The organism is Mesorhizobium sp. M1A.F.Ca.IN.022.07.1.1, assembly GCF_003997575.1.
Taxonomy (GTDB): Bacteria; Pseudomonadota; Alphaproteobacteria; order Rhizobiales; family Rhizobiaceae; genus Mesorhizobium.
The window spans coordinates 1-11,894 of record NZ_RZST01000181.1; the positions used below are offsets into that span (position 1 = coordinate 1).

The following is an 11,894-nucleotide window of genomic DNA, read 5'->3' on the forward strand; positions in this document are numbered from 1 at the left end:
CTCCGACATGAAGCGGTCCACGCCGAGGATCAGCGCCATGCCGGCAACCGGCACCGAAGGCACGACCGAAAGCGTGGCCGCCAAGGTGATGAAGCCCGCGCCGGTGATGCCGGCGGCCCCCTTGGAGCTCAGCATGGCAACGAGCAGCAGCAGGATCTGGTCGCCGAAGGTGAGCGGCGTGTCGGTCGCCTGGGCGATGAACAGCGCTGCCAGCGTCATGTAGATGTTGGTGCCGTCGAGGTTGAACGAATAGCCGGTCGGGATGACGAGACCGACCACCGAGCGGTTGCAGCCGGCGCGCTCCATCTTGGCCATCAGGCCGGGAAGCGCTGCCTCCGACGAGGAAGTGCCGAGCACCAGGAGCAGCTCTTCCTTGATGTAGCGGATCAGCGCCAGGATGGAGAAGCCGTTGTACCATGCCACCGCTCCCAGCACGATCAGCACGAAGAGCAGCGACGTCAGGTAAAAGGTGCCGATCAGGAAGGCGAGATTGGCGATCGCCCCGATGCCGTATTTGCCGACGGTGAAGGCCATGGCGCCGAAGGCGCCGATGGGCGCAGCCTTCATCAGGATGGCGACGAGGCGGAAGATCGGCGCCGTCAGCGCCTGCAGGAAGTCGACCACCGGACGAGCGCGCTCGCCGACCAAAGCGAGAGCGACGCCGAACAGCACCGAGAAGAACAACACCTGCAGGATGTCGCCCTGGGCGAAGGCGCCGGTGATGGTGTCGGGGATGATGTTCATCAGGAAGCCGACGATCGTCGTGTCATGCGCCTTCTCGGTGAAGGTCGAGACCTTCGAGGCGTCGAGCGTCGCCGGATTGATGTGCATGCCGGCGCCGGGCTGGACGACATTTGACACGATCAGGCCAACGATGAGCGCCAGCGTCGAGAAGACGAGGAAATAGATCATCGCCTTGCCGGCGACCCGGCCGACCTTATGCAGGTCGGAGACGCCGGCGATGCCGGTCGCGACGGTGAGGAAGATCACTGGCGCGATCACCATCTTGACCAGCTTGATGAAGGCATCGCCGAGCGGCTTCAGCGAGGCGCCGATGTCGGGATAGAAATGGCCGAGCAGGATGCCGGCGGCGATCGCCGCCAGGACCTGCACGTAAAGATGCCGATAAAAGGGAACTTTGCCGCGCGGTTCCGCGGCAGCGATTGCCGTCTGCATGATGTCCTCCGTTCGGCCCCGATCGAGAAGCTCGACCTCCCGGGGCAGTTGACCTTCACAGCCTCGCGGCTGCTGCGGATGCATTTGCAACGGCCGTGCCAGATTGCGCCTTGAGGCGTCGAGCATTGATTTTGTTTGGTTTTCTGACGCAACGCGCTTTGCCATTCGACAGCGCAGTGCGGCGATCCGCATAGCTCGAATTGTGCTTTGTGCGAAATCATGCACAAATGGGCGATGCTGCAACGCCCCGCCGCTGCCCTCGCTTCGACGCCCGAACTGCTCGCCGGGCGGGCGCGGCGCGCCTGGCTGCTGTTTGCGGCGGTGGCGCTTCTCATCGTCTTTGCAGCGCTCTATGGCGCCGGCCTCTACGGACGCTCGACCGAGATCGAGGCGCTGTCGGCGCAAGGGCGGACCGACGCCAATCTCAAGGTGGCGCTGCTGCGTGCGGTGCTCGAAAACCCACGCGCGCTGCCGCTGCTTCTGTCCGAAGACCAGCAGGTGCATGACGCGCTCGCTGAGCGCAGCCCCACCTCGATCGACGTGCTGAACCGCAAGCTCGAAGGGCTGGTTTCGGGCACCAAGGCCTCGGTGCTTTACGTCACCGGCCCGGACGGGCTGGCCATCGCTTCCAGCAACTGGCGCGAGCCGGTTAGCTTTGTCGGCAATGACTACGGTTTTCGCGCCTATTTCTCGGGCGCCATGCAATCCGGCACGGCCGAGTATTTCGCGCTCGGCAATGTCAGCAAGCGCCCGGGCCTCTACATTTCGCGCCGTGTCGGGAGTGCGGCGGCCCCGCTCGGCGTCGTCGTGGTCAAGATGGAGTTCGACCAGCTCGAAGCCGACTGGCACGAGGCGAACCGCCCGGCCTATGTCAGCGACGAGCATGGGGTGGTGCTGATCACCAGCGTGCCCTCCTGGCGCTTCATGACGACGGCGCCGCTGGCCGCTCCAGTCGCGGCCGACATCCGCGCCAGCCAGCAGTTCGGCGAGGCTCCGCTGGTGCCGTTGCCCATCACGAGACCGCAACCGCTGAGCCTCGATGTCGCACTGGTGCACGCCATCACGCCCGGCGGCAGCGACGCGGAGTATCTGCGGCTATCCACCGCCGTGCCGTCGACGCCATGGCGCCTCGACTATCTCGTGCCGGCGGAAGCGCCGATCGCGGCGGCGCAGCGCGAAATGCGTTTGTTGGCCCTCGGCGTCCTTGTCCCGCTGCTCGCTTTGGCCGCTTATCTGTTGTGGCGCCGGCAGTCCGCGCAGATGCGGATCGCTGCCGAGCAGGCGGCGCGCGCCGAACTCGAACGGCGCGTCGTCGAGCGCACGCAGGACCTCAGCCTCGCGCGCGACCGGCTGCAGGCCGAGATCGCCGACCACCGCAGCACCGAAGCCAAGCTGCAGGTCATGCAGCAGGAGCTGGTGCAGGCCAACCGCCTGGCGACGCTCGGCCAGGTTGCCGCGGGCGTCGCGCATGAGATCAACCAGCCGGTGGCGACCATCCGCGCCTATGCCGACAATGCGCGCGTTTTCCTGGAACGCAAGCAGACGGCGCCGGCGGAGGAAAATCTCGGCGCCATCGCAGCGCTGACCGAACGCATCGGCTCCATCACCGAGGAGCTGAAAGCTTTCGCCCGCAAGGGTCGCACCGCCGCCGAGCCGGTCGAGTTGCGCAGCGTCATCGAAGGCGCAGTGGTGCTGCTCAGGAGCCGCTTTGCCGGCCGATTGGACGCGCTGGCGATCACGCTGCCGCCGGCGACGCTGAAAGTGATGGGGAACCGGCTGCGGTTGGAGCAGGTGCTGATCAACCTGTTCCAGAACGCGTTGGAAGCGCTCGAGGGGCGTGACGGTGCTCGGGTCGAAGTGTCCGCCGCGGAAACCGCCGACGGCGTCGCGCTGATCGTGTCCGATAACGGACCGGGGATTCCGCCGGCGATCCTGAAATCGCTGTTCACGCCTTTCAATACCTCGAAGGAAAAGGGCTTGGGGCTCGGGCTCGTCATCTCGAAGGACATCGTCGCCGACTTTGGCGGGCGTATCGAGGTGACAAGCAGCGGGACCGGCACCCGCTTCACCATCCATCTCTCGAAGGCTGGCCCGAGATGACAGACGGCAATCCGGTCATCCTGATCGATGACGATAGTGACCTGCTCAAGGCGACGAAGCAGACGCTCGAACTTGCCGGTTTTGCCGTGTCTGCCTTTTCCTCGGCAAGCGAGGCACTCGCCGGCCTCGATGCCGGCTTTGCCGGCGTCTTGGTGTCAGACATCCGCATGCCCGAAATGGACGGCCTGCAGCTTTTCGACCTCGTGGTCGACCTTGACCCGGATATCCCCGTCATCCTCGTCACCGGGCACGGCGATATCGCCATGGCGGTAAAGGCGATCAAGGACGGCGCCTATGACTTCATCACCAAGCCCTTCGCGGCCGACCGGCTGGCGCAAAGTGTATGGCGCGCCGCGGAAAAGCGCCGTCTTGTTATGGAGAACCGCGCCTTGCGCGAAGCGGCCGAGCAGGCGCAGGAAGGCCTTCCGCTGATCGGCCAGACACCGGCTATGGAGCGGCTGCGCCGCACGCTGAGACAGATCGCCGACACCGATGTCGATGTGCTGGTGACCGGCGAGACAGGCTCGGGCAAGGAGGTGGTGGCGAGCCTGCTGCATCGCTGGAGCCGCCGCGCCAAGGGCAATTTCGTCGCGCTCAATTGCGGCACGTTGCCGGAGACGGTGATCGAAAGCGAATTGTTTGGCCATGAGGCCGGTGCCTTCACGGGCGCGCAGAAGAAGCGCGTCGGCCGCATCGAGCATTCGAGCGGCGGCACGCTGTTCCTCGATGAGATCGAAAGCATGCCGCCCTCCACTCAGGTGCAGATGCTGCGCGTGCTCGAAATGCGCGAGGTGACGCCACTCGGCACCAACGAAATCCGGCCGGTCGACCTGCGCGTCGTTGCCGCCGCCAAGATCGATCTCGGCGATCCCGGCCAGCGCGGCAATTTCCGCGAAGACCTCTATTATCGGCTCAATGTGGTGACGCTTTCGATCCCGCCATTGCGCGAGCGCCGGGACGACGTGCCGTTGCTGTTCGGGTATTTCGCCGAGCGCGCCGCTGCCCGCTTTCATCGCCAGGTGCCCGCGGCGCCGGCCGCCGTCCAGCGCCATCTGCGCGAACACGACTGGCCCGGCAATGTCCGCGAGCTCGCCCATTTTGCCGAGCGCTTCGTGCTCGGTCTGGAAGAGATCGGCAGCAGCCCCGCCGCTCAGCCGACAGATTTGGACGTCTCGATGCCCTTGCCGGAACGGCTGGAGCGCTACGAGGCCGAGATCATCCGCGAGACACTTGGCCGCAATGGCGGCGATGTCCGGCGTACGATCGAGGCGCTCGGCATTCCGCGCAAGACCTTCTACGACAAGCTGCAGCGGCACGGCATCGTGCGCAGCGATTTTTCCAGAGAGATCAAGCTTGTGGAACCCGATCGAAGCCCCCGGCGTTGAGGCTATCCAGAAAACCGTGGCACGTTGGCACCAGCCGGTTGGCGAACGCATGATGGCGGTGGCCTTGCCGGTTGCACTTGGCAAGCGTTGATGGTTTGTTGCCGCTCAGCGGAGAACGAATGATGCGCGAATCCCTCGGTCAAGACGAATACGGCTCGGCCAGCCCCTTTGATCCCGACGATCTGCCGAATCTCAACGCCATGGGACCGGCGATGGGCAGCGGCAATGATTTCGAGAAATATGCCGTTGCCGTCATCATCGTGTTCGGCGCGCTGATCATCGGCGGCCTGATGGCCGCGTCGATGACCTTCGGCCACCGCAACGGCTTCCTGTTTGCGTTGGGCGGCGCCACTTCGGCCTGGATTTCGGGCAACGCGCTGCTGATTGACCGGCCGCGCATTTATGCGCTGTTCGTCGGCATTGCCGCGGTGCTGCTGATTGCCTCAACCATCACCCTTGTCGTGTAGTCAGTAGCCCAGCGCGTCGCCGGAAGCGGCGCGGCTGTCGATGGCTCCGTTGTAGCGGGCGCCGCCGCCTTTCTCGATCTCCGCCAGGCTCTTGCCGCCGACCAGGATGCCGGCCGCCTGGCCCCAGGTCTGGTCGCTGAGATCGAGATGATAGCCCATGCCGGCAAGCAGCCTTTCGGTGTCGGGAGAAAGCCCGAAAGGCTCGACATAGACGGTGTCGGGCAGCCATTGATGGTGGATGCGCGGAGCGTCGATCGCCTCCTGAATGTTCATGCCGTGGTCGATGACGTTGACGATTGCCTCCAGCGTGATGGTGATGATGCGCGAGCCACCCGGGCTGCCGATGACCATGAACGGCTTGCCGTCCTTCACAACGACGGTCGGGCTCATCGAGGACAGCGGCGTCTTCTTCGGCTGGATCGCGTTGGCCTCGCCTTGGACCAGTCCGTAGAGGTTGGGCACGCCGGGCTTCTGGGTGAAATCGTCCATTTCGTTGTTGAGCAGGATCCCGGTGCCGTCGGCGACGACGCCGGCGCCAAAGGAACCATTGAGCGTATAGGTGACGGCTACCGCGTTGCCGTCCCTGTCGATGATAGAATAATGGGTGGTTTCCTTCGACTCGCCGAAGCCCTTGGGCATCAAGTCCTTCGAGACACCGGCGCGGAACGGATCGATCTTGTCGCGGATGTCCTTGGCATAGCCCTTGTCGAGCAGTTTCGAGACCGGATTGTCGACGAAATCTGGATCGCCGAGCGCCGAATTGCGGTCGACATAGGCATGACGCATGGCCTCGACCATGACGTGGACGGTCTCGGCCGAGCCGGCTCCGAGATAGGACAGCGGATAGCCTTCGAGCACATTGAGGATTTCGCAGATGATGACGCCGCCCGAACTCGGCGGCGGCGAGGAGATGATCTCGTAGCCGCGATAGGAACAGGTCACCGGCTTCAGCTCGCGCACCGCGTATTGCTCGAAATCGCCTTTGGCGAGGATGCCGCCCTTGGCGCCGCTCGCCTTGACGATCGCGTCGGCAATCGGCCCCTTGTAGAAGGCATCGGACCCTTTCTCGGAGATCGCCGAGAGCGAGGCCGCAAGGTCCGGCTGAACTAGCTTCTCGCCGATACCATAGGGCTTGCCGTCTTTTTTCAGAAAAATAGCGGCCGCTGCCGGATCCTTGGCCAGCCGGTCGGCGCTGCCGGCGAAGGAGGCCGCGTCGCCCTGGTTGAGCACGAAGCCGTCCTTGGCATAGGCGATCGCCGGGGCCATCAGGTCCTGTCTGGACAAGGTCCCGTATTTCTCGCGTGCCATCTCGAAGCCGGCCACCGAACCAGGCACGCCGACGGCGAGATAGCCGTCGAGGCTGGCACCTTTGATCGGCTTGCCGTCCTTGTCGAGATACATCGTCTTGGTCGCCGCCAGCGGCGCGCGCTCGCGAAAATCGATGAAGGTCGAAAGGCCGTCCTTCAAGCGGATGGTCATGAAACCGCCGCCACCGATATTGCCGGCATTCGGATAGACGACGGCCAGCGCATAGCCGACGGCGACCGCCGCATCGACGGCGTTGCCACCCTTCTTCAGCACGTCGACGCCGACTTCGGTGGCGAGATGCTGGGCGGTCACAACCATGCCGTGCTCGCCCTTGGCGGGAGCCGGCGCAGCCGCAAAAACGGCGGTCGATGGTGTGAAGGCAACAGTGAGCGCAAAGCTGACGGCGATCAGCGTCCGGCGGGTGAGATGCATGGTGGGTCTCCAAGGCGGGGGGACACCCAGGAAAGACCGTTGGAGCGCGTTGGTCCAATAACAATTGGAGTAGCATTGGGCAGAGCCCCTCACCTGCCCCCCGAATTGCGAAGGGCAATTCGGGGCAGTCCGACCTCTTCCCGCTGGGGAAGGAGCTCGTGAGCGCCGACGCCAACCTCTTCTGCCTTGGGAGAAAGGCGGCCGCGAAGCGGCCGGATGAGGGTGTCAGACAATCCCGCCGCCACCGCCGGCGACGCCCGGCCGCTCCGCCGCGACCTTCGCTCGGTAGCCGGCCTCGCGATAGGCGGCGACTGGATCAATGGCGCCGCCGGTTCTCAGCCGCGCCATGGCGAGGATCGGCTCGACATCGGTGCGGTAGGCGGTCTTCAGCGTCTGCGTCGCCATCAGCGCGTCGTTCGCTTCCTGAAAACCGTCCAGCGCCTTGCGGTCGACCAGCAGCGCCTGCGCATAGGCGCGCTGCACCTCGACCGCGGACAGCATCAGGCTTTCGATCGGATCGGTGACGTTATGGCTCTGGTCGAGCATATGCGCGGGATGGAAGCCCTTGGCACCCGAAAGCTCTGCATCGACCAGCTCGTTGAAGACCAAAAACAGCCGGTAAGGATCGATCGAACCGGCGTCGAGATCGTCGTCGCCATATTTGGAATCGTTGAAGTGGAAGCCGCCGAGCTTGCCGAATTGAATCAGCCGCGACACGATCATCTCGATGTTGACGTTGGGCGCGTGGTGGCCGAGGTCGACGAGGCAGAAGGCCTTGTCGCCGAGCTCCTTGGCGATGATGTAGTTCGTGCCCCAGTCCTGCACGACGGTCGAATAGAAGGCCGGCTCGTACATCTTGTGCTCGGTAAACAGCCGCCAGTCGTCCGGCAGGCCGGCGTAGATTTGCCGCATGGCGTCGAGATAGCGCTCGAAGGCCTTGGCGAAACTGACCTGGCCGGGGAAGTTCGAGCCGTCGCCGATCCAAACCGTCAGCGCCTTCGACCCAAGCGTCCTGCCGATCTCGATGCATTCGAGATTGTGCTCGACCGCCTGGCGGCGCGTGCCGGCATCGGCGTGCGACAGCGAGCCGAATTTGTAGGAGAGCTTCTGGTCCTTCGCGTCGGAAAACGTGTTGGAGTTCATCGCATCGAACCCGAGCCCGAAACGCGCCGCCGCCTGCTTCAGCCGGTTCGGATCGGCCTTGTCCCACGGGATATGCAGCGAGACGGTAGGCGTCGCTTGCGTCAGCTGGCTGATGACGGCGCAATCCTCGATCTTGTCGAAGATGTCGCGCGGCTCCCCGGCGCCGGGAAAACGGGCAAAACGCGTGCCGCCGGTGCCGACGCCCCAGGACGGGATCGCGACGCCGAATTTTTCGACCGTGTCGCGGATCGCATCGATAGCGATGCCGCGCCGGTCGAGGCGCTCGCCGAGGGAGGCGTAGTCACGCTCGAGGGCGGGTTGGCGAGCTGAGTTGTGGTTGGCGACGAGGTCGGCTGAGATGATCTGTTCGGGCATTTTTTTCCTCCCAATTCGTCGGCGCTGCCCCTCATCCGCCTACTGGCACCTTCTCCCCGTATAGTGACGGGGAGAAGGGACGCGCTCCAGCGCTGGCGCCCCCTCTCCCCGTTCTTATGGGGAGAGGGTAAGGGTGAGGGGCAGCGCTGGCTCTGACAATTTACCGCGTAAAGCTCTGCGCGTTGCCGGCGTCGACATTGACGATGTTGCCGGTCGACTTAGCCGACATGTCGGAAGCGAAGAAGTAGATCGCTTCGGCGATATCTTCCGGAAATACCGAGCGTTTCAGCATCGAACGCGACCGGTAGTGCTCCTCGAGATCGTCGGTCGACATCTTGTAGGCGGCGGCGCGCTGTTCCTTCCATTCGCCGGTCCAGATCTTGGAGCCGCGCAGCACGGCGTCCGGATTGACGACGTTGACCCTGATCTGCGCCTCCGCACCCTCAAGCGCGAGACAGCGCGCGAGATGGATCTCGGCCGCCTTGGCCGTGCAGTAAGCGGCGGCGTTGGGCGAAGCGGCAAGGCCGTTCTTGGAGGCGACGAAGACGACATTGCCGCCGATCTTCTGCGCGCGGAACAGCCGGAAAGCCTCGCGCGAAACGAGGAAATAGCCGGTCGACAGGATGTCCATATTCTTGTTCCACAACGCCAGCGTCGTCTCCTCGATCGGCGCCGAGGAGGCCAGGCCGGCATTGGAAACGAGAATGTCGATGCCGCCGAACTCGACCGAAGTTTCGGCAAAGCCCGACGTGACCTGATCTTCCGAGGTCACGTCGATCCGCACCGGACGGACGAAGTCTTTGCCGTAGGCTTTCGACAGCTCTTCGTGAGCGCCGGCAAGCGCGGTCTCATCGATATCGGCCAGCACGACGCAGGCGCCTTCGCGCAGCAGGCGGCTGGCGGTGGCGCGGCCGATGCCGCCGGCACCGCCGGTGACCAGGGCGATCTGTCCCGCCAGCGCCTTCGGCTTCGGCAGGCGCTGGAGCTTGGCTTCTTCCAACTGCCAGTATTCGATGTCGAAGGCCTCCTGAGCCGGCAGGCCGACATAGGACGAGACCGTCGAGGCGCCGCGCATGACGTTGATGGCGTTGACGTAGAACTCGCCGGAGATGCGCGCCGTCGCCTTGTCGCCGGCGAAAGTGAACATGCCGACGCCCGGCATCAGATAGACGACCGCGTTCGGATCGCGGATGGCGGGCGAGTCCTTATGTTTGCAGCTGTCGTAGTAGGCCTGGTAGCCAACCCGATAGGCCGCAATGTCGTCGGCGAGGCGCGCGATGACGGCATCGACATCCGGCTTTGCCGGATCGAACTCGATCACCAATGGCCGGATCTTGGTGCGCAGGAAATGGTCCGGACAGGACGTGCCCAGGGCCGCCAGTGGGCGCAGGTCTTTCGAATTGACGAATTCGAGCACTGCCGGCTGGTCGTCGAAATGGCCGAGCTTATGGCTCTTTTCCGAGATCAGGCCGCGGATTCTCGGCATGAGTTTCGCGGCAATGGCACGCCGTGCCGGCGCCTCGAGCGCCTTCACCACCTCGCCGCCGAAGATCGCCTTGCCCTCGGATTTGCGCTCGAACCAGTCGATCGCCTGATTGATCACCGAAATCGTCGTTTCGTAGCATTCCTTCGGCGCGTCGCCCCAGGTGAACAGGCCGTGGCCTTCGAGAACCACTCCCTTGGCGCCAGGGTTGTCGCGGCAGAATTTCTCCAGCCACAGCCCAAGCTCGAAGCCCGGCCGCTTCCAGGGCAGCCAGCCGATGGCCTCGCCAAACACCTCTTTCGTGATCGCTCTGGAGTCCTTCGCCGCGGCAATCGCGATAATGGCATCGGGATGCATGTGGTCGACGCAAGCCTTCGGCACGAAGGCATGCAGCGGCGTGTCGATGGAGGCCGCGCGCGGATTGAGGTTGAAGGTGCAGTGGGGCAGATAGCCCACCATCTCATCCTCGTGGTCGACGCCGCGATAGAGGCTCTTCAGCGCGCGCAGCTTGTCCATGTAGAGGGTTGCAAACCCGTCGAGCTTGATCGAAGCGCTGTCGCCGCCCGAGCCCTTGACCCACAGCACCTCGACGTCCTCACCGGTCAGCGGGTCTTTCTGCCAGACCTTGGACGAGGTGTTGCCGCCGCCATAATTGGTGACGCGCTTGTCTGAACCCAGCGTGTTCGAGCGATAGACCAGAAGCTCGGGACCGCTCATCCCTTCGGCCCTTGCATCGTCCCACAGATTGGCGAGGCGCGAGCCGGAGCGCTTGTCGAGCATAGGTATCCTCCCTTGGGACGCTAAAACCGAGCAGTCCAATTTGGCTGGAATGTCTACCCAACAGGGCCTCTTGTCAATCATAAACGATCAAGATCGATCATATTGCACTGCACAATGAAAATATGTGATCGGAAATGATTGACATTGCGCGTTTTCTGGTGCCTGATAGCCAGGCAGGGAGGAACCATGCACGAAAAAGAGCGCCACAGGATCATTCTGTCCGCCGTCCAGGAAAAGCCTGTGGTGACGGTGCAGGAAATGGTCGACCTGACGGACTCCTCCGAGGCGACGATTCGGCGCGATATCGCGGCGCTGCATGTGCAAAAGCGGCTGCGCCGGGTGCGCGGCGGCGCCGAGGCGATCTCACCGCCGCAAGTCATCGGCCTTGCCGGCCGGCCCTTCTCGGTCAACGAAACGCTGAACGCCGCGCAGAAGCGGGCGATCGCGCGGGAAGCGGTGAACCTTTGCAAGGACGGCGAGCCAATCATCATCAATGGCGGCACCACGACCTTCCAGATGGTGCATTTCCTGACCGGCCGCCGCATGCCGATCTTCACCAACTCGTTCCCGATCGCCGAGCATCTGCTCAAGCACTCGAAGAACATGGTGATGCTGTCGGGCGGCACGATCTATCGCGAGCAGAACATCATCCTGTCGCCCTTCGACAATGACGTGACGCGCAATTTCTATGCGCGGCGCATGTTCATGGGCGCTCAAGGGTTAGGCCCGCTCGGCTTGATGGAAGGCGACCCGCTGCTGATCCAGGCGGAGCAAAAACTGATCGACCAGGCCGACGAGCTGGTGGTGCTGGTCGATTCCTCGAAATTCCGCATGCGATCCAGCCTGATCCTGTGCGGGCTGTCGCGCATCACGACCGTGATCACAGACGACGGTATCGACGACCGCGAAGCCAAGATGCTGGAAACCGCGGGTGTGGCGCTGATCGTCGCCCGCAAACAGTCAAGCGACAAGGAGGAATCTTCACTGCAGGCCTGAGGACAACTCGCGCCCGCAGCGGCGATGGAATGCAACGCTCAAGGGAGGATATTCGAATGAGCTTTTTGAAGAAACTGCTGGTCACGGCGGCCTTTTCCGCCGCCATGTTCGTGAATGGCGCCTATGCCGAGAACGTCAAGATCGCGCTGGTCGTGAAGTCGCTCGGCAACGGCTTCTTCGACGCCGCCAACAAGGGCGCCGAGGAAGCGGCCAAGGAACTGGGCGACGTCGACGTGATCTATACCGGTC

General features: G+C 63.7%; 8 protein-coding genes and 1 pseudogene. 5 read left to right on the top strand and 4 right to left on the bottom strand.

Annotated elements, in window-relative coordinates; all coding sequences use genetic code 11:
- Positions 1–1,176 (bottom strand): dicarboxylate/amino acid:cation symporter (locus tag EOA75_RS19790; protein ID WP_164747455.1); only part of this gene is annotated, 1,176 nt, incomplete at its 3' end.
- A 234-nt stretch (positions 1,177–1,410) separates the two neighbouring features.
- Here EOA75_RS19790 and EOA75_RS19795 point away from each other — a divergent pair.
- The 3 genes from EOA75_RS19795 to EOA75_RS19805 all read left to right on the top strand — a co-directional run bounded on the left by EOA75_RS19795 (position 1,411) and on the right by EOA75_RS19805 (position 5,128).
- Positions 1,411–3,276: a sensor histidine kinase gene (locus EOA75_RS19795; RefSeq protein WP_127324955.1), complete on the top strand. Its 1,866-nt coding sequence runs from the start codon at positions 1,411–1,413 to the stop codon at positions 3,274–3,276.
- Positions 3,273–4,661, top strand: coding sequence for a sigma-54 dependent transcriptional regulator (locus EOA75_RS19800; RefSeq protein ID WP_067322825.1), 1,389 nt, complete (start codon positions 3,273–3,275; stop codon positions 4,659–4,661). The genes EOA75_RS19795 and EOA75_RS19800 overlap by 4 nt, the downstream gene beginning before the upstream one ends.
- A 212-nt stretch (positions 4,662–4,873) precedes the next feature.
- Positions 4,874–5,128: a hypothetical protein gene (locus EOA75_RS19805; RefSeq protein WP_170950361.1), complete on the top strand. Its 255-nt coding sequence runs from the start codon at positions 4,874–4,876 to the stop codon at positions 5,126–5,128.
- Here the strand turns inward: EOA75_RS19805 and ggt are convergent, their stop codons facing one another.
- The 3 genes from ggt to EOA75_RS19820 form a co-directional block, all read right to left on the bottom strand.
- Positions 5,129–6,868, bottom strand: coding sequence for a gamma-glutamyltransferase (gene ggt, locus EOA75_RS19810; RefSeq protein ID WP_127324956.1), 1,740 nt, complete (start codon positions 6,866–6,868; stop codon positions 5,129–5,131).
- Between the two features lie 225 nt (positions 6,869–7,093).
- A complete protein-coding gene (gene rhaI, locus EOA75_RS19815) occupies positions 7,094–8,386 on the bottom strand; it encodes an L-rhamnose catabolism isomerase (RefSeq protein WP_127324957.1) in 1,293 nt (430 codons plus the stop codon).
- A gap of 160 nt (positions 8,387–8,546) precedes the next feature.
- Positions 8,547–10,649, bottom strand: a complete 2,103-nt coding sequence (locus EOA75_RS19820; RefSeq protein ID WP_127324958.1) for a bifunctional rhamnulose-1-phosphate aldolase/short-chain dehydrogenase — start codon at positions 10,647–10,649, stop codon at positions 8,547–8,549.
- A gap of 186 nt (positions 10,650–10,835) precedes the next feature.
- On the opposite strand from EOA75_RS19820, the gene EOA75_RS19825 reads away from it, so the two are divergent.
- The gene (locus tag EOA75_RS19825; protein ID WP_066993950.1) at positions 10,836–11,645 is read left to right on the top strand and encodes a DeoR/GlpR family DNA-binding transcription regulator; all 810 of its coding nucleotides are present in this window, start codon (positions 10,836–10,838) and stop codon (positions 11,643–11,645) included.
- Positions 11,646–11,701: 56 nt separating this feature from the next.
- A pseudogene (locus EOA75_RS19830) lies at positions 11,702–11,894 on the top strand (rhamnose ABC transporter substrate-binding protein); the annotation flags it as partial.

Coding starts and splice junctions, on each gene's coding strand:
- EOA75_RS19825 (WP_066993950.1), top strand. CDS start 10,836: ATGCACGAAAAAGAGCGCCACAGGATCATTCTGTCCGCCGTCCAGGAA.
- EOA75_RS19795 (WP_127324955.1), top strand. CDS start 1,411: ATGCTGCAACGCCCCGCCGCTGCCCTCGCTTCGACGCCCGAACTGCTC.
- EOA75_RS19805 (WP_170950361.1), top strand. CDS start 4,874: ATGGGCAGCGGCAATGATTTCGAGAAATATGCCGTTGCCGTCATCATC.
- rhaI (WP_127324957.1), bottom strand. CDS start 8,386: ATGCCCGAACAGATCATCTCAGCCGACCTCGTCGCCAACCACAACTCA.
- ggt (WP_127324956.1), bottom strand. CDS start 6,868: ATGCATCTCACCCGCCGGACGCTGATCGCCGTCAGCTTTGCGCTCACT.
- EOA75_RS19800 (WP_067322825.1), top strand. CDS start 3,273: ATGACAGACGGCAATCCGGTCATCCTGATCGATGACGATAGTGACCTG.
- EOA75_RS19820 (WP_127324958.1), bottom strand. CDS start 10,649: ATGCTCGACAAGCGCTCCGGCTCGCGCCTCGCCAATCTGTGGGACGAT.